Below are 21,203 nucleotides of genomic sequence, written 5' to 3' on the forward strand. Positions count from 1 at the left end.
TATGTTTAAACATCTATTAAGTCAATAATAACGATTCGCTTAACTAGCTGAGCTATTTTTGCGAAAGGAAGTCTAAATAGCATTAGGTTGATTTCCTAAATTATTATTGCGGGTGCTATTACAAATTAAAAAAACGACACAGAGTATGTGTCGTTTAAATTAAGTTATATAAAGACGTTTAATTTGCTTTATAACTGCCAATTAATTGATAGGGCGTAGTTGCGTGGCGCGCCATAGTAACCTTGCGCCCAATATAGGCTATGTAAGTATTTTTCGTCAGTGGTGTTATTAATGTTGAAAGTAACCCCTACGTTTTGAGTGATTTTGTAGTTAGCCATTAAATCAAGAATACCGTAAGCACCTTGGTTTGTTGTTACAAGCGCTGCCCCCGTTGGATCTGATACTTGCACTCGGCTAACGGAATCTTGCCAGCGGTAGTTTGCACCAAATGTTAAACCCTCAACAAGCGGTACTTGGTAAGTAGCGGCCATTTTTAATTGGTTCTCGGGGGTGTAGTCTTTTACTAAATCATCACCTTCAATGCTTAGGTTACTAAAGCTTATGCTTGCACTTAAGTCTTCGGTAAGTTTCCCACTTAGTTCTATTTCAAAGCCGTCGCTGTTAATACCTTCGGCACCGTAGTAGCGTGTATCACTTGGTAGTGAATCAGGAAGTGCGACTGCAAGCCCTTCTTGCTTAGCATCAAAATACGCTAAAGTTAAAAACACTTGATCGTCTAAAAGCTGTGCTTTTAAACCTATTTCACTACTTTTACCTGTAATTGGCGCAAGTTGTTCTGCGTTTATATCAAGTTCGTTTTGTGGCACGAACGTTTCGGTGTAGCTTGCATAAGCCGAAAGTGACTCAGTAAAGTCGTAAACCGCACCTATATAAGGAATAACTTCACTGTCATCTCGTGTTTGTACTACCCCATATGCAGTGCCTTTTGTTTCCCAGTCGGTGTAACGAACACCTGCAAGCACACTTAGTGGGTCACTAAGTTTTATGCGAGTAGATATATAAGCAGATTGCTGCTTGTTTTCAATATCACTGCCGTTTAAACCATCTGCAAGTGTTGCTTCTGGCGCTACGCCATTCCATGTATCAAGCGATGGCATGGCAGGAAACCCATTACCCGTTGTGTAATCGTATAGTGACTGCTCGTTATAATCCATGTTTGCTTGGCTTACACCAAATGATAGGTCGTGCTCTTGACCAAATAAATCAAACTTACCACTAGCGTATAAATCAAACAGGTCGTGTTTATCCTCGTAATCATAACGGCTTGCGTAACCAGTAAGACCTAGGCCTGTTTCTCTATCGGGTGTGCCATAAACATAAAAAAGCTCTGAATCTTGCTCGTTTTCAATATGTGCATAACGGGCGGTTGCTACCCAAGTTGCTGATAAGTTTTGCTCAAGCGTTACATAAACCTGTTCAGCACTGTTGTCCCAGTATGACCAATCTGATGCAGTACTAGTAGATGCATCGTAATCAGTGGCTGAGCCATCAGTGTAGTAAAGGGGTAATGCTCCCCAAAGAGGACTATCGGCATCTTTTTGTTGATTAACGTAATTGAGACTTAGCGTTGTATCATCTGTTAATTTACCTTCATAGGCTAAGTAACCTATTGTTTTGTCAGTTTCGTAACGGTCCAAGTAAGACTCTGCTTTATGCTTAGTAAATACCGCGCGTACAGCGTGTTCATCGTTTATTGGAGTCGAAACATCAACCTCTAGTCGTTTGTTATTCCATGAGCCATAAGATACAGATGCATGCGCTTGTGTTATGTAGGTCGGTTTTTTAAGTACCATGTTCACTGTTGCAGAAGGGTTTCCTGCACCGGTCATTAAACCGTTAGCCCCACGAACAATTTCAACACGGTCGTAAATAGAGGTATCTAATGAGCCTTGAATTGATCCCGAACTTTGTGGAATACCCAAGCCATCTACTTGAAAGTTTGTGATTTCAAATCCACGGGCTTTAAAGTAAGTCCGATCTGTTTCTATTTGCTCCACCGTTACACCGGGTGTGCTTTCAAGAACGGAGTTAATATCATCTAACGAAAAATCGTCCATTAATGCGCGCGAAACAACCGAAATACTTTGTGGGGTTTCTTTTATTGATAGGCCTAACTTAGTTGCAGACTGCGCATCTTCGGTAATGTAGTTTTTATGATGCTGGCCATATACGGCTATTTTCTCTAATGACTCGTTGTTAGTTTTTAACTCCTGCGCAAACGTATTTCCAGATAAAATTAAAGAAGTAACAATGCTTAGTTTAGACAAACGCAAAATAGTAGGGGACGACATATCGGTTCCAGTTCGTTAAAAAATTGGAACTTATGCTAATCTAAATGATATTGATTTGCAATTGCATTGTTGTGGTTTGTTTATCTTTTAACTAATTTGGGCCAGCTTAATTAATACCCTTAGGTTTATTTTAAAATTATGTAGGGTTTAATTAAGAGGTTTATTAACCAAATTTAAAGTTATACGCATAAAAAAAAAGCGGCCTAAGCCGCTTAATTTATGGAGTAGACTTTAAACTAAAAAGCGTATTTAACAGAGAATTGTAAGCGGTCTAAATCACCATCAATACCGCTCTGAGTTTCTCTCTCAGCATGTTTTAACTCTGCACCAAATGTTAGGCGTTTAACCGGAGAGTATAAAATATTTGCGCTATAGCTTTGCGTTGATTCAGTTGGGTCACCTGAAATGCTCAACAAATCAGTGTTGTTGTCAGCTGAAAAGAATGAGTAAAGGAATGTTGAACGCCATTGGCTGCTCCATTTATGCTGATAAGCAACAAAGCCAGACGTTGAGTCGATTGCATCTAACTCATCACCATTGAGTACGGCACCATGAGCAACATTTAAACCTACATATCGGCCTAAACCTTTACCTTGTGTGAGCATAAATTTGATGTTGTCGTCGCCTACTTTAAACATACCCGATGCACTTACGCCAAATGACGTTTCATCAGCATCAATACCGCCCACTTTATACGTTAATTGGCGAGCAAGTGCGGTTACAACAAGGTTACCCCAGTCTGCTTTGTGTGTGTATCGTGCGGTAAAATCAGGAAGCGAAGCATCATCAGTTGCAACGCGTGCTCCGCCTGTTGTTGTGATTGTGCTTTCAGGGTTTTCTAATGAGAAAGACCACGCACCTGTTGTGTATTTAATTTGAGCTTGGCGAACAAACACTGTGCCTTCAGCTGGGCCTACAAAGTCTAACGTTTCAGGAAGAGCGCCTACGTTTTGAAAGTTTGACCATGTTTGACCAAATAACCAGCCATCATATGAGATAAATGCATGGCGAATGCGCGGAGAGTATGAATTAGACACACGCTCGTTGCCGCCAGGAGCTGACAATAAAAAGTCTAGCTCTATTTTAGTTTTAACCGTTTTACCGTTATCTAATAAGGTAGCAGTTCCAAAATTAAAACGTGACTCACGAGCGTGCATATCAAATACGGCGTCTGAACTATTATCGTTACCAACGGTTAGTGTACTTGGCACATAAAAATCACGGCCAACACTGGTGCCCGCAGGAGCGCCTGCTGAGTAGTCACTCCACATTGCGTCGAGTTTAATGTATCCACCGTAGGTAAATTCTGTATCACCTATTTTTGCAGCATAAGCTGTGCTAGAAAGTGCACATAGTACAGCACTAGCTGCCAGTGTTTTAATTGGAGTAAATTTCATTGTTGCGTCCTTTTATAGGCTACTTGTTGTATGTTGTTTGCTTATGATATGTATTAATGTGTGTTACTTATATAGTACTAACAGATTGAATTTAATTATCTTTAATCTAATTTGTTAGTAAATACGAATTATTAATAAACAATCAAAGTTTTTAAATATTCAAGCTACTGTTGTATATGTACACAATTTACTCAATCAACTATTAGTCTATTAGACTAAGGTTTAATAATTATTGAGTGTTCATATACTTTTATTTAATAGTATGTTTTTTATGTAAATAGGGTGTAGCCATGAGGATTATAGATAAGATAATCGTTGTTTGAACTCAGATACAACTAATGTCTAATATTTAATAGTGCACTGCTGAGTAATCCTTGATGAAAAGCCTAAGGCAAGTAATATAAATTGGAGACTAATATGTCACAAAGTATCTATCCAGTTCCTGCGCATATTAAAAACGCAGCGCTCGTCGATAATGAAAAATATAATACGATGTATAAACAGTCTGTAGAAGACCCTGAAGGGTTTTGGGCTGAGCACGGTAAGCGTCTTGACTGGTTTACTCCTTATTCAAAAGTAAAAAACACTTCATTTGATAAAGGCCATATTAATATCAAATGGTATGAAGATGGCTACCTTAATGCATCTTACAACTGTATCGACCGCCACTTAAAAACAAAAGCAGATAAAGTAGCGCTTATTTGGGAAGGCGATGATCCTTCGCAAAGTGAAAATATTACCTACCAACAATTACACGACGAAGTCGCTAAATTTGCCAATGGCTTAAAAAAATTGGGTGTAAAAAAAGGTGACCGTGTTGCCATTTATATGCCAATGAGCCCACAAGCTATTTATGCAATGCAAGCTTGTGCCCGTATAGGTGCGATTCATTCTGTTATATTCGGTGGCTTTTCACCATCGGCTATTGCAGATCGCATTAATGATTCAGGCGCTAAGGTGGTGATCACATCAGATGAAGGTCGACGCGCCGGTAACTGTGTACCGCTTAAAGCCAATGTAGATGAAGCGGTGTTACAAGATTCGGTAACTACCGTTGAGCACGTAGTTGTTCATAAACTGACCTCTGGCGATGTTGATTGGCATAGCCATGATATTTGGTGGCATGACTTAGTTGCTGATGAAGCGCCAGAGTGCGAACCTGAACACATGAATGCTGAAGACCCGCTGTTTATTCTGTATACCTCGGGTTCTACGGGTCAGCCTAAAGGGGTTGTACACACAACTGGCGGTTACTTAGTTTATGCGTCAATGACTCACGAGTACGTATTTGATTTACAAGATGATGATGTGTATTGGTGTAGTGCCGATGTAGGTTGGATCACTGGGCACAGTTATATTGCATACGGACCGCTGGTGAATGGCTGTACACAAGTTGTATTTGAAGGCGTACCTACATACCCAAGCGCAGGAAGAATGGGTGAGGTAGTTGATAAGCATGGTGTCACTATTTTATATACTGCGCCTACAGCGATTCGAGCATTAATGGCCAAAGGTGATGAGCCTACCGCAACTTCAAATCGCGATAGTTTACGTATTTTGGGTTCCGTAGGTGAGCCAATTAACCCAGAAGCATGGAATTGGTACTACGAGAGTATAGGTAAGTCTAATTGCCCAATTGTGGATACCTGGTGGCAAACAGAAACAGGTGGCATTATGATCACGCCACTACCTGGTGCTACAGACACGAAGCCGGGTTCTGCAACCCATCCTTTTTTTGGTATTGCTCCGGCACTTTATGATGCAGAGGGAAATACACTAGAGGGTGCGGTTGACGGTAATTTAGTTATTTTAGATAGCTGGCCATCACAAGCGCGTACTGTTTATGGCGATCATGAGCGTTTTGAACAAACTTACTTTAGTGCATACCCTGGCGTTTACTTTACCGGTGATGGTTGTCGTCGTGATGAAGATAGCTACTACTGGATAACAGGGCGTGTTGATGATGTACTCAATGTATCGGGGCATCGTTTAGGCACTGCTGAAATAGAAAGCGCATTAGTTGCTCATGAAGCTGTGGCAGAGGCTGCTGTAGTAGGTTACCCGCATAATATTAAAGGCCAAGGCATTTATGTTTATATTACGCCTAACGAAGGGGTGACGGTGAGTGATGAGCTTACAACAGCGGTTCGTAATTGGGTTCGTAAAGAGCTCAGCCCAATAGCTTCTCCAGATATGATTCAATGGTCTCCGGGTTTACCTAAAACACGCTCAGGTAAAATAATGCGTCGAATTTTGCGCAAAATTGCTGCCAATGAGCACGAGCAATTGGGTGATACGTCAACCCTTGCAGATCCGTCGGTAGTGGATGAACTTATCGATAATCGATTAAATCGATAAATACGCGTTAAAAGCTTGATTACAAGTTAATTCTAAACGTAGTATATCGGCTGTTACTTAGTAATAAGTATCAGCCGAATTTTTAGGAGTGAACCATGAGTCAGTTTTTAATAGCGGACGATCATCCGTTATTTCGTGAAGCACTAAAGGGCGCACTGAGCGCAAAATTTGAAGGGCTAGAAGTGTTCGAGTCGTCAGATTTTGATAGCACATTGCAAGTGCTAAGCGAGCAAGAAGATCTTGATATATTACTGCTAGACCTTCACATGCCAGGTAATGGTGATTTGTATGGTCTTATTCGTATCCGAGAAGAGTACCCAAGTTTACCGATTGCTGTGGTTTCAGGCAGTGAAGACGTTAATATTGTTTCTAAAGTCATGGGTTACGGTGCTATGGGGTTCATTCCCAAATCATCGTCATCGGACGATATTGCCAATGCAATTAACCAAATACTTGAAGGTGATACATGGCTGCCAAAAGAGCTTAAAAACAAAGTAGCCGAAATCGAAGGTGAAGACAGAGAAATTGCAGCGCAAGTCGCTTCTCTTACACCTCAGCAATACCGCGTTTTACAATATTTGCATGAAGGATTACTCAATAAGCAAATTGCTTATGAGTTGCATATTTCAGAAGCAACAGTAAAAGCACACATTACCGCAATTTTTAGAAAGCTCGGTGTCTATAACCGCACTCAAGCCGTATTGATCGCTGCTAAACTTCAACTAGAGCCTATTGAGCCAGCTCAATAATGGTTTAAGTGCTTTGAAGCGATTTATTACCGTTATATTTTACCCGCTATTTTGAATTGGCATTTTAGCGCAAGGGCATATTGACGGCTATGCTTTGAAACGCATTTAATTTTGGGCAGGCGTAGGTTAAGTCCTTTAGGCAGCGTCTGCTTGGCATTTATGCTTTTTTATCTTTCACTTATGAAAAACACGCCTAATACCTATCCCTTTTGTTTTGTCTAACATTAAACGGCGTAATTAATTACAAAAGGTCAAAATATTCCTGCTTTTGTGTTATCTAACTTTACTCACAACCCATTCACCTTTTATACATGATCTAAATTACAAATAATGCTAGGTTACGGCAATTTTATAACTTTAAGAGCAGGGTATGACAGACTCCACACACACACCTAGCAACAACCCAAATAAGGGGTTGTTTAATCGGTTTTTAGCCACCGTCGAATTTTTAGGCAATATGCTGCCTCATCCAATTACACTATTTGCAATATTTGCAGTGGCAATTGTTGTGTTTAGCGGTATTGCAGATTGGTTTGGATTAAGTGCGATAGACCCTCGCCCGGTAGGTGCGCCAGGGCGCGACGCTGATGGCGTTATTGAAGTCGTAAGCTTATTAAGCGCTGAAGGTTTACAGCGCATTATGGCTGGGCTTGTCACTAACTTTACGGGGTTTGCACCCTTAGGTACCGTGTTGGTTGCACTACTTGGTGTAAGCGTTGCTGAGCACTCGGGTTTGCTCTCTGCAGCCATGCGAGGCATGGTAATGGGCGCTTCTAAACGTTTAGTTACGTTTATGGTGGTGTTTGCCGCTATTATGTCTAATACCGCCTCAGAGCTAGGTTATGTGGTTTTAATTCCACTCGCAGCGATGATTTTTCACAGTTTAGGACGTCATCCTTTAGCTGGCCTTGCCGCTGCATTTGCAGGCGTGTCGGGTGGCTATAGTGCTAACTTATTATTAGGAACTATTGACCCACTTCTTGCTGGTATTACAACTCCAGCGGCTCAAATGATCGATCCAACCTATGTTGTTGGCGCAGAGGCAAACTGGTATTTTATGATGATATCGGTGCTATTAATTTCAGTACTAGGTACTTTGGTGACTGAAAAAATAGTTGAGCCACGTTTAGGTAAATATAACCCAGACGAAGCCGGTATTGATCTGTCGCAAAACAGCATCGATACCCTTACCCAAAAAGAAAAGTCAGGTTTAAAGTGGGCTGGCATTTCTTTACTCGCAGTTTCTTTATTACTTGCATGGACCATCGTTCCTGACGATGGCATTTTACGAAACCCTGCAACCGGTGAAGTTGCGGGCTCTCCTTTTTTAAAAGGGATTGTGGTTATTATTTTTGTGACATTTAGTATTCCTGGTTTTGTATATGGTCGTGTTGTTGGCACTATGAAAAACGATAAGGATGTTATTAACGCCATGAGTAAAAGTATGAGCTCGATGGGGTTATATATTGTTTTGGTATTTTTTGCGGCTCAGTTTGTAGCATTCTTTAAGTGGACTAATTTAGGCACTATTTTAGCTATAAATGGTGCGGCGCTTTTACAAGCTTTAAACCTGACAGGCCCTGAAGTATTTGTATTGTTTATTTTAATGTGTGCACTAGTAAACCTAAGCTTAGGCTCGTCGTCAGCGCAATGGGCGATTACAGCGCCTATTTTTGTTCCTATGCTTATGCTAATCGGTTACGCGCCAGAAACTATTCAAGCGGCTTACCGTATTGGTGACTCGGTAACAAACTTAATAACCCCGATGATGAGTTACTTTGGTTTAATCCTTGCTGTGGCTGTTAAGTATAAAAAAGACATGGGTATAGGTACGCTGGTTGCCACCATGCTGCCATACAGCATTATATTTTTTATTGGCTGGGTCATTTTGTTTTATGTGTGGGTATTTTTACTGGGTATGCCTGTAGGGCCTGAGTCTCCTACGTATTACACACCGTAATTACTTATTTTACGCGAACAATAAAAAAGCCAGCTTAGCTGGCTTTTTTTAGCAAATGAGCGTGATATAACCACAAAGGTTAACGCGTCCTAGCTAAACACCACGGTTTTATTACCATTTATAAATAGCTTGTGCTCTGAAGCGAGTTGCAACGCTTTACAAAAAACTGTTTTTTCAACGTCTTTACCCATTTTTGCCATCATTTCAGCCGTGTTAGCATGCGTAACACTTGTCACGTCTTGCAAAATAATTGGGCCTTCATCTAATTCATTATTTACAAAGTGAGCCGTGGCACCAATAATTTTTACGCCGCGCTCAAATGCCTGGTGGTACGGCTTTGCACCAATAAATGCAGGTAAAAAAGAGTGGTGTATATTAATGATTTTACCGTCAAACCGGCCTACAAATTCAGGGCTTAAAATACGCATATATTTGGCTAAACCAATTATATCTGGGTTATAACTAGCAATTAAATCGCCTACTTGTTGGTCATGTTCACTTCGGCTTAGCCCAACATGCGATACCACATGAAATGGCACACCAAATCCTTTCGCAAGTGGTTCTAAATCAGGGTAGTTAGCAATAACAGCGAGCACTTCAATATTAAGTGTTTGCTCAAACTGTTTTAATAGCATACCACCTAAGCAGTGTGCTTCTTTGGTGGCAAGCAGCACCACTTTAGTTTTTGCATCGTCGTGCAATGCAAGTTTGGCGCCTTCAGGTAATAAAGCGCGTAGCTGCTCTAAAAAGTCACTTTGTGGTTGCCCCGTCAGCTCAGTGCGCATAAAGAAACGTTTGGCGTCTTTGTCTACAAATTCGTTATTCCGAGTAATGTTCAAGTTATTTTGATGACAAAGCCCGGTGATTTTAGCAATTAAGCCCACATCGTCGGCACATTGGGTGGTTAGTATGTAACTCATTTTCCTCATTCTTACCCTGTGATTAATGTTTCATTATTTGTGTTTTAAAACATAAAGCAAGGGCTTTGTGGGCTAATCAAATATTAATCATGTTATTGCACGCTTTTAGTTTAATTTAGACGTTACATAGCGGTGGGTCATATTTAGGTAAATAAAAAATGCCACCCAATTATACAGGTGGCATTTATCTGAAAATGCTATTTTTTTGGCTCAGACGCCAAGTCGTCTTCTTGACGTAAAAAGCCAGCGGCTTCTTCATCGTCTTTAGTTAGAGTAAGCTGCATAGGCATAGCCCGTGTTTGCTGGTTTAACTGGTGCAGTTGAGATGCATTGCCTAAATCGCGTTCGCTAGTGATAGAGGCAATTGATTCTCGATCTTTCAAAAATGCAATTACATCTTTTTTGATTGCTTGTAATTGACCTTCATCTTTATGCATTTCCATAATATGTCGAGGATGCTCAAGGTTTTTCATACCTGTTGCTGCAAAGGTTGTAGAAACAATGCGCGAAACAATCACCCAAGGCGTTATGCTGCTACGTACCAAGGTATTTTCCGAGCGTGTGCTATCATGAATACCGGTGCCCGTTGATATTTTTGACTCAGTAAATGTGCCCTCGCACTTGAAGTACACGAGTAAAGATTCAAATTGCATTTCAGCAAAAAATAAATGGGCACTATTGCTCAGCAGCTGAGCAAATGCTTTAACTAATATGCCGATAAGCAATAAATGAACACTTGCCATTAACAGCTCGCTAAACTCAATAATATTTTGATTATTAAACGCTTGCTCAATGTTATTTATATTTGCTGCATCAATATAGTGGTAAATATTAATAAAAGAGTAAGCAAGCAACACAGTAAAGGTAAGAGCTACAATGTAGAGTAAGTTACCACTAATTAACGCAACTAAACGAGAAAGGTTAAAGTGCTTACCTAAATCCATTGTGTGTAGTTTAGGCTGAATCTCTTGAATCATTTCGCCTTTAAACCCGCCTTTTCCTTCAATTTGCTCTTGTAGTTTAGGATCTAGCTCACGATAAACCCTATTAGGTACTTCTTTATAACGGCGATTAGCCATTACTAAGTTATCAAGATTTATAAAAATTTCATCTGGATGAACAGACTCTTGCCAGTTTTCACGTAGTTCTGATACTTCAGCGCTTGGTGTCACTTCGTTTAAACGCGCTTTAATCATCACAAAAACAAGTGCACAACTAAGTGCAGCTAAAATAATAATGGCAGTTAAATAGAGGCCCGCGTTAAGGTTGGGTAATTGCTCAAGCCAATTGTCTATTTGTTGTTTGCTTATGCGCTGTTCCTGCATTATCCACGACATAGACAGGCCTATAGCAATGGGCAATATAAAGGATAAAGAAATGATTTTAGCAAGAGCACCAGTACCTAAGGCTTCAATATTCTTTTCTGCATTACGTGAAATAGGTTTGCCAGAAGAGCGCCAAGAAAACAGCACATAAAACATTAATATGGCACTATATATTGGAAAAGCTAGTTCGCCAGCTTCACCGGTAAAACCAGACAGTGACACAAAGGCGACCAATGCGTAAGCGATAAGAGCAACCAGTGTGCTTATCCATGAGCCAAATAAACGTTGGGCAACATTACGTATTGGGTAGGGTAAAAATAATAGTTTTGGTACTAAACTATGTAGCAAACGCGATAAAAAGCCATTCGGTTCTTTAAAAGTACTGTTTTTGCGACCAACAAGCATTTCTTCTAATGTTTGCGCAGTGTAGGCTACTTCGTTTTTTTCTTCTTGTGCAGTTGAGGTTTGTGACTTACTAAAATTAAACGCCAACGATGTCGGGTGGTTTCTACCTACGAAGTACTTAAGCGTTGCATAAATACCACCCGATAAAGTCCGAATTCCTAGGGCGAGTATTAACATGCCAAATATCATTAAGATCCAACCTGCTGTTGCATCTTCTTTTACAGAGCTAGACGCGATAACAAGCAAGCTGATGCCAACAACAGATTCAATAAGCCCTCTTATTGCTTTTACTTTACCTTCCAGTTTGAAAGGGTTTTTTAGTCCAAGATCTATTGATCCGTAATCAAAAGCCATCAAATGCTCCTTATAAATAGTAAACCTTAAAAAGGGAATATCAGCATAGCTAAAATAATGCATGCATTAAGACATTATTGCTTAATTTTTGATTGTATATCAATAATAGTGTTCAGTTTAAGGTTATTTGAATATGTTAGTTTAAATGTTTTATAGGCTGTCATTGATCAAAACGGAGTGCAGTGATTATGAAGTTAATTTATGTGGATGATAATTTACCTGGTATCACTCGAAAGCTTAAAAACAAGCAATGGCAGTATTTCGATCCTATTGGCAAAGTAATAAAAGATGAAGCGGTTATTGAGCGTTTGAATGGCTTAGCATTTCCGCCTGCGTATAAAAGCGCATGGTTTTGCCCCGAAGAAAACGGACATATTTTAGCGACAGGATTTGACAGTAAAGGGAGAAAACAATACCGATACCACCCAGAGTTTAGAGCCCAGCAAGAAGCCAAAAAATACCAAGCCTGTGGTGTATTTGGCCATAAACTTCCTTTATTGAGGGCTCGCTTGGAGTCAGACTTACAAGGCAGTGAGTTAAATGTAGAGCGTACATTAGCGGCGGTAGTTAGGCTTATGGACTTAGGGGCACTTAGAGTCGGTGACGAGCGAAACGTAAAACAAAACAAAAGCTTTGGCGCTACAACCTTACGCACCCGACACGCAAAGCTGACTGGGAAAAATATTCAGTTAAAATACCGAGCTAAATCTGGAAAAGAGCGTGAGGTCAACATTACTGACAGAGTACTAAGCCATGTAATTAAAGACTTACAAGATTTACCTGGGCAACATCTATTTCAGTATATAAGTGAAGGTGAGCGCACTAACGTAACATCGAGCGAAATAAACCAATATATACAGCAAATAATGGGGGAGGAGTTTAGTGCAAAACATTTTAGAACCTGGCGAGCAAGCGTTATTGCTTTTAAGCAGCTAGCTAAAGCCAAAGGCGTACTTACCTTAAAAAGCATGCTCGGTTGTGTATCTCAGCAATTAGGTAATACCCCAGCAATAGCACGCAAATCTTATGTTCACCCTGATTTAATTACACTGTGTAAAGAAGATGAAGCAGCTCAAAATGCGTGGCGTGAGTCACTTACGTTACCTCGCAAGACTAAGTATTTAAGCAGATACGAACGTGGTTTTTTAGCGTTTTTAAGCGATTAATCGACATAGCAACTTTACACACTTGAGTATATTTATTACACAAGTAGTTTGTATTGTAACTTAAATGAAATGATTTTATTTTAATAAATCTAACCTTTTCAATGTCTTAGTGTTGAGTTTGTTTTTGGCACCGACGTTGCAACTCTCGTTGATAATTAAACGGCAAGTACATATGCATTTATCAACACTATTTAGCGAGGGGCGCACCGTGAAGGGACTATTTACAAAAAAAGGTTTTACCAAAACAAACAAAGCCACTTTGAAGGGGGCTTTGTTTGTGAGCTTAGCAAGCATGTTTACTTCACCTATATTCGCGAGTGATGATCTTGATGGTGTTTTACTTGCCAGCTCATCACTGACCACTTACAGCTCGCAGCGCTACACGCAAACTAAAGATAGCTATTACTTTGATCAATACTCAGCCCAATTAATAAAGCGTACGGAAAAAGCGATTAATTGGTACCAAGAAATAGTGAATCGCGGTGGGTTTATTTCTTTACCCGCCAGCGAGTTGCTTGAACTAGGTAGTAACAGTAAAGCGGTGAGTTTACTCGCTATGCGTTTATTTCAAGAACAAGATTTACTCACTAACGTATGCACTAAAGCGCCGTGCATTTTTGATAAACATATTGAGCGCGCTGTAAAGCAGTTTCAACATCGCCATGGCTTAAAGGTTGACGGTCGAGTTGGCAAAAACACGTTTGCTAAACTTAATATTCCAGCTGAGCAAAAACTCAATAAGTTAAAGTTAAACTTTTATCGCATTACCAACTTTGCCGGTTCGAGCGATGAACAGTACGTGTATGTAAATATTCCTGAGTATCAGTTGCGCTATGTGAAAGTAGGTGATGTAAAACTTCAAAACAACGTGATTGTAGGTAAACCTAGCTGGGAAACACCGGCATTTAGTGATGAAATAGAAAAATTTGTTGTTAACCCTGAGTGGCGCATACCTATCTCAATTGCTACTAGGGAAATAGCGCCTAAAGTAGCAGAAGACCCTGATTACCTTGTTAAAAACAATATTGAAATCAGAAAAAACAGCTACATAGACTCACAAACAGTTAACCCAAATAATATTGATTGGAATTCAATTAAGCCTTATCAGTTTGACCATTTTTTAGTGAAACGTGCGGGTGAAAAAAATCCCCTTGGTGAAGTAAAATATTTGTTCCCTAACCCTGAGGCTATATATGTACATGATACACCTGCAAAGCAGCGCTTTAGCCAAACAAGACGTGCGTTATCGCATGGCTGCATAAGAATTGAAGACCCTTTTTCACTTGCTCAAGAAATAATTAAACACCAAGGTGAAGAGCATGCATTGGCACAAGTTAACGATGCACGAAATGAAAACAGCACACAAACATTTTATTTGGACGAGCCATTACCCATTCATTTAGTTTATTGGACTGCGTGGGTGGATGAAAACAAGCTCGTTAATTTTAGAGATGATATTTACAAACGCGATCAAAAAGCACTCCTAAAAAATGATAACCAGTCGGTTATTGCAGCATTATTAGAAAGTAAATAATGAGAGGTAATATGAAATTAATCGGTATTTTATTAATCAGTATGCTGACTACTCTGCTTAGTACGCATTTATTTGCTTCTCAGCCTGCTAAAACGGCTCATCAGGTTGTTGATATACAAAACAGGCCTGCTTTTGAGGACGCAGAATTTAGTTTAAAAATTAACGATATTGTCATGCCATACTCACTTTTTTCGGTGTTTGTAATGCCCAATGAGCAGTTTGAATTTGAAGTGCTATATGCGCAATCACCCGATGCTTACACATTAATTAGCGATGAAAAGTTCATGCTAACTGATACTAACCGTTGGCAATGGCAGGCACCGGATACTCCCGGCTTAACATCGGTAATAATTGAATCGCCAAATAAAAAACAGCGCATGAAAATTAACGTGTTTGTAAAAGTACCTGCCGATAAAGTAGAGGGCGGAAAGCTAAAATATTATCAAATAGGGCATTACCCAAAGCAATCGCAAATTAAAGATTCAAAGCACTATATTGTTCCTGACGGGTTTGTTGAAGTGACCCCAGAGAATGAAGGTACCAAATTATCGCCTCACTTTTCTTTAAAAGAATTTGTGAGTAAGCAAAAAAGTAATCATCCCAAGTATCTTTTTTTGCAAAATAAACTGCTGCTAAAGTTAGAAATGATTCGTAAGGAACTAATTTTAGAAGGCATTCCAGTTAGTAACATGGTGGTGATGAGTGGTTACCGAACACCTTATTACAATAAAGCCATTGGGAATGTGAAACTGAGCCGTCATGTGTTTGGAGACGCAGCAGATATTTTTATCGATAACGATGGAAATTACCGTATGGATGATATTAATAAAGATGCAAAATACACTATTGAAGACGCAAAAGTGATGGCAAATATTGTCGAGTCTTTAGCCAAACGCGAATCATTTAAAGGCTTATTAGGTGGGTTGGGCGTTTATGGCCCTAAACCGCACCGAGGGGCATTTATACATGTGGATACGCGCGGTTTTAAAGCCCGCTGGGTAAGTAAATAAAGTTTACACCTAATAAACAATAAATATATTGGCTACTTTTTATTAGGTGTAAGTGTTTTTATTGCAACATAAATGTTTCGTATTCTAGGTCTTCAAACTGCCTAGATAACCAAAACAAGCCAACTACAGAAGTAATTATTGTAGAAAGGGCAAATCCGTAGCCATAAAATTGTGGCCCAAGTGCAATAGATAAATACGTAAGCACAATGTTTAATGCTAAAAATAGGCCCGAAAGGATTAACACAGTAAAGCGTTTATCAAGATAGAACAATATATTGAGAATAGATAAAAATATTACCTGCACGCCTACGCCTACTACATCAATAAAAAGTAATGTTTTATAGTTAGGATCAATCCCAATGTAGGTAAGAATTTGCTCGCCCCACAATAGTAAACACGCAACAGTAATGCCTTGAATTTTAAATATGTCGTACAAGCCACCTCGAGCTGTTGTGATCATGTTGTCTTTTAAAAAGTAAATTTCTTCGAGCGAGGAGCCGCCCCTTATCGCAGAATAAAACCGGTCATATTGTTCTACAAAGTCAGTTTCCATTCTTACTAAAAATACCGCCATGCCGGGGATAATTGATAAATAGGCCAAAAATATGGGGAGATCGTAAATTGGGCTAGCTCTAAGGGGGCCTATAATATGTATGGATGTACTTGGTGAAAACCAAAACAAAATTTTATCTGCCCAAACGCCAATATTGTAAAATAGCCCGCAAAAGAACAGCATGTAATAGACTTTTTTTCGACTCATAAAGTCGAAGCTTATTAGTTTATTACCTGGGTAGCGACGAATAATCATGAATAAAAAACTAAAAAATAACAGCGCCTCACCTGCAAAAAAAGCAAAAAAGAGTCCATCTAATTGCCAGTCACGTAGTAATAATGCAAGTAGCACCATAAACGCGTACCCGCTGAGCATAGTGATTAAAATAAGCCGATACTCTTTCATACCCGATAAAAATATAGCGCCAAGCCATTGATTACAAAGGCTAACAAAGCCACCTAAAATAATAATTTTGGTCACAACGGGTAAAGGTAAAAATGGCCAAACAGCAAATCCAACCAGTAATGCACCAATCGTTGTAATAAGTTGCGCACCAAGTAAATTGGGGAGTACTGAGTCGTCGTCTTTTGTAAAAAATAAATCTGCCACAAAGCGCGTTAGCATAAGCTGTAAGCCGCCAGTTAATATTAACGAGGCCGCCATCATGTAAGTTATCAGGGTTAGAAACTGAATAATTAACAGCTTAGGTAATACTATTCCAAGGCTTAAAATACCAATAAGCATTAGTGCGATGATTGACAATAACCAAGGGCCTGAACCGATAAGACCAGCGTAGCTATAGGCTTCAAAAACAGAGAGGAGGGTATTTTTTTTGAGAATTTTCCGTATCTCAAAACCTATTCCGGCCATGACATTGTATCCTTATAAAGCTTGTCGTATCGGGCAAACATGTGGCTTTCGTCATAAAATGATTTTACACGTTTTAAGCCGCTTGATTGATACTCATGCCATTTATCTTCGTTATTAAGTATGTTTGTAATTTGTACGGCTGTATCGCTTGGCGATGCAATAGAAACAACTTCACCTGCTTTACCTAAAGCCTTGTCTTGTTCTGTGGCACCTTCAATAATTTCTCGACACGAGCCAACATCACTGGCTAAAACAGGTACGCCTGCTGCCATTGCTTCTAGTAACACTAAGGGTTGGGCTTCAGAAATAGATGTTAATGCAACAAGGCCTAACTTAGGGAGTATTTCAGCTATATTTTGCATACCCAAAAACTTCACGCTGTTCTGTAACTCAAGGCTGCCCACCAGTAACTGGCACTCTTTGTAGTACTTTGGGTCTTCTTCAAAAGGACCTATGATCCATCCCTCTATTGCGGGCATGCTTGATTGCACTTCTTTAATGGCACGAATAAAGGTTTTAATGTCTTTAATTGGTACTACACGCCCAATTAAGCCTACTGTTAATGGAATAGTTTTAGAACGTGCAGCCAGTGCTTTAGCGTAGTGAGCGGTTTTAATGCCGTTTGGTACGACTAAAGAGCGCTTCTCACAGGCTCCATCTTTAATTTGGCGCTGCCTATTACCTTCGTATAGTGAAATTATTCTATCGGCTTGGTGGTAACTCGTGCGGCCAATTTGCTCGAAAAAAGTGATCCACATTCGGCGAATAAAGCCCATTTCGGTATTTAAGTTTTTACCTAAAATAGCTTCAGACTCTTTTATCCAATCGGCTTGAATTAAGTCTATTTTTCGCTCTTTCGTATAAATACCGTGCTCTGTTAATAAGTAAGGCGTGTTATTAATTACGCTTGCACCTGCACCTAAAAAACCAGCATAGCCTGTAGAAATAGAGTGTATAAGTTTAACATTCGGTAATTGGCGGGCAATATCTGCAATTTTAAACAAAGGCTTATACAAATTACGGTACGACCAAAAGAAATCAATAAAAGATGATTCGTCGCAAAATGTTAAATAGTAGTCAGCCAATACCTGCCAAGATGACTCGCTATATAAAAAGTCAGCTTCGTTTATACCGTTTTTTTGCCCAAGTTGTTCAAATGCAAATTCAAGTAACTCGGTGGGAATAGGCTCTTTTGAGTCTCTAAAATAACGTTGCAGTTGCTGCCAAAACTCAAACAACTCTTTTTTATATTTAACGCCATGCTTTGCTTTTATATCAGTATTATTTTGCTCTACTAGATAATGAACATGCAATTTTGTAACATTTTTTGGAAGTGTGTACTTAATATCGCCATAGTGCTCAGAAGCACCGCCTAAAAAAATAAGCTCAAAGTTATAATGAGGTAGCCCTTCAATAATTTGATGAACCCAACTTGATACCCCCCCACGAACATAAGGATAAGTACCTTCTAATAATAATAATATATCGGCATTGGGTTTAGGCATTCCAATACTCCTGTAATTGGCGAAGTTCGCTCCCTTTAGGTTGTTCGGGTAGCTCCCTTAAGTAGCGTTTACAGTCATCATACTTATTCATGCAAAAGGCAACTTCGGCTTTGTAGGGTAAAACATGGCGACGCGCCATACCTAATTCAGTTGCTTGTACAAGAAAATCAAGCGCACGTTCGTAATGACCCAACGCTAAATAAACACGCCCTAAAAATACATAATTGGCTGGTTTTTGTGCGTACTCAATACTTTGTAAACTGAGTGCTTCAGCTTTTTCTAATACATATGTTTTTAGAGCGCCTTGTGCAAGCCCTAAATAACTAAGCTCCCAATACACGTGTGCTAATTGTTGTTGTAAGTTACTCAGCTCAGGCTGCTTTGTGGTATTAGCTATTTGTTGTTGATAAACGCTAATTTTTTCGTTTAATTTTGTTTCTTTAGCATCAAGTGTTGAGTAAGCCAGTAAGCGTATATCGTCTTCTAAATCTTTGAGGGCAAGTTTTAATATTGGGATTGCTTGGCTGTCGCGCATGTGGCGAGCAGCCATTACTGCAGTTAAGCGTTTGTTAGGTTCGCTTGCGTATTTTAAAATGGCTTTTACACCACCAATTGAATAAGTAGGGTTCGCCGAAATATCAGGAACTTCAAAGGGGAGCTCTGGAATTTCATGCTCTATTATTTCGGTATCATCACTTTTAAGTGGCTTACATAGCGCAAACGTAAGCGCCATCACAACACCTAAAATACCAAATACAGGTAAGCTAAACAGTAATAAGAATAATAATAGCGTGCCATTTATAAGCGTTGTTTTATATTTTTTAGGAATTAAAACGTAGCTTACAAAGGTAAAAAGTATGCTTGCAATGGCATGCAGGAAAAGTACACCAAACCAGTTTGGTGTACTAAGAATTTCTTGCAGTGCAAAATACTCGCATAAACATGCAATTAAGGCGGCTATCACAACTTTAATCATGTAGGGCTACCAGTTTAGATAATTCATCCTTATTGACTGGAAACGCCACTTCTTGCTCAATAATAATATCGAGTTCTTGTAATGTTTTACCGGTACGTTCTTTACACCAGCTATTCATTCGCATTACAAAACCATCTTTTTCAAGCTCATCGGCAAGCGGCATCAGTATTAACAGAACTTGTTTTTCATTATCGTATAAATAAATGTCTAACCCTCGGCGAGCCTCGGTTAAATACTCCATCAGCCGTCGAGATTCATCATTAATACTTAGCGCGTTCACCTTTAAAAAGTGTGAAGGAATTTTATAACGCTTTGCTTCTTTGTTTGCGTGTTTAACTTGGCGCTTAAAGTATGGCGACTCTTCACGGGTCATTATTGGATTAGTGATTTCGTGACGCAATAAATCACCAATGTGTCCGGCCATAACGGCAAGTAAAGTAAGGGTGTTTTCTTTGAGAGCAAAAAACTTCACTTTTTCAACTAAAATAGCCCCATAAATTGTGTCGTTCACATCAATCAATGGAATAGCAATATGATACTTGCTATCACCCGATGAGGCTTTTGGATTTTTAAGTGACACCAGTTCTTTTTCGTCAAACATGGCAGCTATTAATGGGTCTGAATTAGATGGCTCACTCATTTTTCCTACACTAGCTAGTGCAGGCTCTTGTATTTTATCGTTTTCAACTTTATATAAGCCTGCTTTTTCTATCGAGCCATATTCTATAAATAGATTTAAAATAACCTCAGCGGCACTGTCTAAGCGTCTTTCTTTTAATTTACCAATTGATTCTCGTACGGCTTGTAATGACTCACGTAAACTAAGTGTATGTCCAGCAAGCATTTGTTCGATTCGGTCATGTGATGAGCTAATTAAATGATATTGGCGCGTAAATTTTTCAAGTCGGTCTGATACATAGGCTAGTTGAATGCTTTGCTGTTGATTAGTTCGCTCCCATACATCTCTAAATTCACCTGCCACCATAACTACAATAATGTAGCCAATCATGGCGTTAATATTAAACTCACTTTTAGGGTCTAATATATTGCTTTGTATTAGCAATAATTGCCCTACTAGTAAGGTTAAAATACTAATAAAACCTTTTGAAAAGCCATAGCGTAGAGCAACAAGCAACGGCCCTAATACTGGCCAAGAAAACCCTCCTTGCGTCCAATAGGGGTCCTCAGCATTAAATAGAACAGGCAGCCCTAAAGCTAAAGCGGTAAAAAAACATACCTCAGCCCATATCTGTAGCTCAGGAACGTCTCTTGGGCGTAAGAAATGTGTTTTCACTCACTAACCTCAATATATGACACTAAATCGGCAATTACATCTTGCGCAGTTGCTGCAATGCTATCGCGTCCCCAACCGCTTTTTGCAATGGTGCCGGTCCAAATTGGCGTTGTTTCACCGTTTTTTGTAAGCAATAAAGTAAGTGCAACCACAGGCTCTCCATCAAGACCTGCTTTGTAACGCCATTCTTCAATGCTGCCACTAAGTACATAGTCAGCTTGTTGAGTATTGAGCCATTGCATTGCGTTGTTTAAACGGTATTGATCGTCTAAAGGTGGCAGGTCTTTACTGCTATTTCTTGGTGCACGAAGTAACTTAGGTAGCTTATTTTGTTGCCAAATACTTGCTAAAATATCTTCAGCGCGTTCACCTGCCAGTGGTGTTTGTGCATGATTAACAAGCGGTAATAAAGCCACGGTAGTTGCTGGGCTAATTTCGATATCATCAGCAATTCGACTTGTAGTACACGCCGACAAGAGCAAAACCAAACTAAGTATAACTAAGCGAAACATATT

Annotated in this window: 15 protein-coding genes; 6 read left to right on the forward strand and 9 right to left on the reverse strand. The window is 39.5% G+C overall.

Features of this window, described 5'->3' with window-relative positions; all coding sequences use genetic code 11:
* Positions 1–188: 188 nt before the first annotated feature.
* Both CWB65_RS07015 and CWB65_RS07020 read right to left on the reverse strand, forming a co-directional pair.
* A complete protein-coding gene (locus CWB65_RS07015) occupies positions 189–2,312 on the reverse strand; it encodes a TonB-dependent siderophore receptor (RefSeq protein WP_138740257.1) in 2,124 nt (707 codons plus the stop codon).
* Between the two features lie 236 nt (positions 2,313–2,548).
* Positions 2,549–3,709, reverse strand: a complete 1,161-nt coding sequence (locus tag CWB65_RS07020) for a DcaP family trimeric outer membrane transporter (RefSeq protein WP_138740258.1) — start codon at positions 3,707–3,709, stop codon at positions 2,549–2,551.
* Between the two features lie 417 nt (positions 3,710–4,126).
* Here CWB65_RS07020 and acs point away from each other — a divergent pair, with 417 nt between their 5' ends.
* From acs to CWB65_RS07035, 3 genes are all read left to right on the forward strand, one after another.
* The gene (acs, locus tag CWB65_RS07025; protein WP_138740259.1) at positions 4,127–6,067 is read left to right on the forward strand and encodes an acetate--CoA ligase; all 1,941 of its coding nucleotides are present in this window, start codon (positions 4,127–4,129) and stop codon (positions 6,065–6,067) included.
* 95 nt (positions 6,068–6,162) lie between these two features.
* Positions 6,163–6,816: a response regulator transcription factor gene (locus CWB65_RS07030; RefSeq protein ID WP_006791970.1), complete on the forward strand. Its 654-nt coding sequence runs from the start codon at positions 6,163–6,165 to the stop codon at positions 6,814–6,816.
* Between the two features lie 370 nt (positions 6,817–7,186).
* Positions 7,187–8,776 carry an AbgT family transporter gene (locus CWB65_RS07035; RefSeq protein WP_138740260.1) on the forward strand — a complete coding sequence of 530 codons (1,590 nt, stop codon included), beginning with the start codon at positions 7,187–7,189 and terminating at the stop codon, positions 8,774–8,776.
* An 89-nt stretch (positions 8,777–8,865) separates the two neighbouring features.
* Here the strand turns inward: CWB65_RS07035 and purU are convergent, their stop codons facing one another.
* Entirely contained in the window at positions 8,866–9,696 is an 831-nt protein-coding gene (gene purU, locus CWB65_RS07040) for a formyltetrahydrofolate deformylase (protein ID WP_010555843.1), read from the reverse strand.
* A 197-nt stretch (positions 9,697–9,893) separates the two neighbouring features.
* Positions 9,894–11,780, reverse strand: a complete 1,887-nt coding sequence (locus CWB65_RS07045; protein ID WP_138740261.1) for a hypothetical protein — start codon at positions 11,778–11,780, stop codon at positions 9,894–9,896.
* 188 nt (positions 11,781–11,968) lie between these two features.
* Here CWB65_RS07045 and CWB65_RS07050 point away from each other — a divergent pair, with 188 nt between their 5' ends.
* From CWB65_RS07050 to CWB65_RS07060, 3 genes are all read left to right on the forward strand, one after another.
* Positions 11,969–12,946: a DNA topoisomerase IB gene (locus CWB65_RS07050; RefSeq protein ID WP_138740262.1), complete on the forward strand. Its 978-nt coding sequence runs from the start codon at positions 11,969–11,971 to the stop codon at positions 12,944–12,946.
* A gap of 208 nt (positions 12,947–13,154) precedes the next feature.
* Complete coding sequence (locus CWB65_RS07055; RefSeq protein ID WP_239104452.1) at positions 13,155–14,480, forward strand: L,D-transpeptidase family protein; 1,326 nt, start codon at positions 13,155–13,157, stop codon at positions 14,478–14,480.
* Positions 14,481–14,491: 11 nt separating this feature from the next.
* The gene (locus tag CWB65_RS07060) at positions 14,492–15,490 is read left to right on the forward strand and encodes a D-Ala-D-Ala carboxypeptidase family metallohydrolase (RefSeq protein ID WP_138740264.1); all 999 of its coding nucleotides are present in this window, start codon (positions 14,492–14,494) and stop codon (positions 15,488–15,490) included.
* Between the two features lie 58 nt (positions 15,491–15,548).
* Here CWB65_RS07060 and pelG read toward each other — a convergent pair whose 3' ends face one another.
* From pelG to CWB65_RS07085, 5 genes are read right to left on the reverse strand one after another with little or no spacing between them, the layout of a single operon-like run.
* Complete coding sequence (gene pelG, locus CWB65_RS07065) at positions 15,549–16,913, reverse strand: exopolysaccharide Pel transporter PelG (protein WP_058428493.1); 1,365 nt, start codon at positions 16,911–16,913, stop codon at positions 15,549–15,551.
* Entirely contained in the window at positions 16,901–18,418 is a 1,518-nt protein-coding gene (gene pelF, locus CWB65_RS07070) for a GT4 family glycosyltransferase PelF (protein ID WP_138740265.1), read from the reverse strand. The genes pelG and pelF overlap by 13 nt, the downstream gene beginning before the upstream one ends.
* Positions 18,411–19,394 (reverse strand): tetratricopeptide repeat protein, encoded by a 984-nt coding sequence (locus CWB65_RS07075; protein WP_008132807.1) that lies wholly within the window; start codon positions 19,392–19,394, stop codon positions 18,411–18,413. The genes pelF and CWB65_RS07075 overlap by 8 nt, the downstream gene beginning before the upstream one ends.
* Positions 19,387–20,688, reverse strand: coding sequence for a PelD GGDEF domain-containing protein (locus tag CWB65_RS07080; protein ID WP_006794124.1), 1,302 nt, complete (start codon positions 20,686–20,688; stop codon positions 19,387–19,389). Before CWB65_RS07080 ends, CWB65_RS07075 begins: the two co-directional genes overlap by 8 nt.
* Positions 20,685–21,200, reverse strand: coding sequence for a hypothetical protein (locus CWB65_RS07085; protein ID WP_008132805.1), 516 nt, complete (start codon positions 21,198–21,200; stop codon positions 20,685–20,687). Before CWB65_RS07085 ends, CWB65_RS07080 begins: the two co-directional genes overlap by 4 nt.
* Positions 21,201–21,203 lie beyond the last annotated feature (3 nt).

Source organism: Pseudoalteromonas sp. S554, from assembly GCF_005930865.1.
Taxonomy (GTDB): Bacteria; Pseudomonadota; Gammaproteobacteria; order Enterobacterales; family Alteromonadaceae; genus Pseudoalteromonas; species Pseudoalteromonas marina.

Coding starts and splice junctions, on each gene's coding strand:
- CWB65_RS07015 (WP_138740257.1), bottom strand. CDS start 2,312: ATGTCGTCCCCTACTATTTTGCGTTTGTCTAAACTAAGCATTGTTACT.
- CWB65_RS07020 (WP_138740258.1), bottom strand. CDS start 3,709: ATGAAATTTACTCCAATTAAAACACTGGCAGCTAGTGCTGTACTATGT.
- acs (WP_138740259.1), top strand. CDS start 4,127: ATGTCACAAAGTATCTATCCAGTTCCTGCGCATATTAAAAACGCAGCG.
- CWB65_RS07030 (WP_006791970.1), top strand. CDS start 6,163: ATGAGTCAGTTTTTAATAGCGGACGATCATCCGTTATTTCGTGAAGCA.
- CWB65_RS07035 (WP_138740260.1), top strand. CDS start 7,187: ATGACAGACTCCACACACACACCTAGCAACAACCCAAATAAGGGGTTG.
- purU (WP_010555843.1), bottom strand. CDS start 9,696: ATGAGTTACATACTAACCACCCAATGTGCCGACGATGTGGGCTTAATT.
- CWB65_RS07045 (WP_138740261.1), bottom strand. CDS start 11,780: ATGGCTTTTGATTACGGATCAATAGATCTTGGACTAAAAAACCCTTTC.
- CWB65_RS07050 (WP_138740262.1), top strand. CDS start 11,969: ATGAAGTTAATTTATGTGGATGATAATTTACCTGGTATCACTCGAAAG.
- CWB65_RS07060 (WP_138740264.1), top strand. CDS start 14,492: ATGAAATTAATCGGTATTTTATTAATCAGTATGCTGACTACTCTGCTT.
- pelG (WP_058428493.1), bottom strand. CDS start 16,913: ATGGCCGGAATAGGTTTTGAGATACGGAAAATTCTCAAAAAAAATACC.
- pelF (WP_138740265.1), bottom strand. CDS start 18,418: ATGCCTAAACCCAATGCCGATATATTATTATTATTAGAAGGTACTTAT.
- CWB65_RS07075 (WP_008132807.1), bottom strand. CDS start 19,394: ATGATTAAAGTTGTGATAGCCGCCTTAATTGCATGTTTATGCGAGTAT.
- CWB65_RS07085 (WP_008132805.1), bottom strand. CDS start 21,200: ATGTTTCGCTTAGTTATACTTAGTTTGGTTTTGCTCTTGTCGGCGTGT.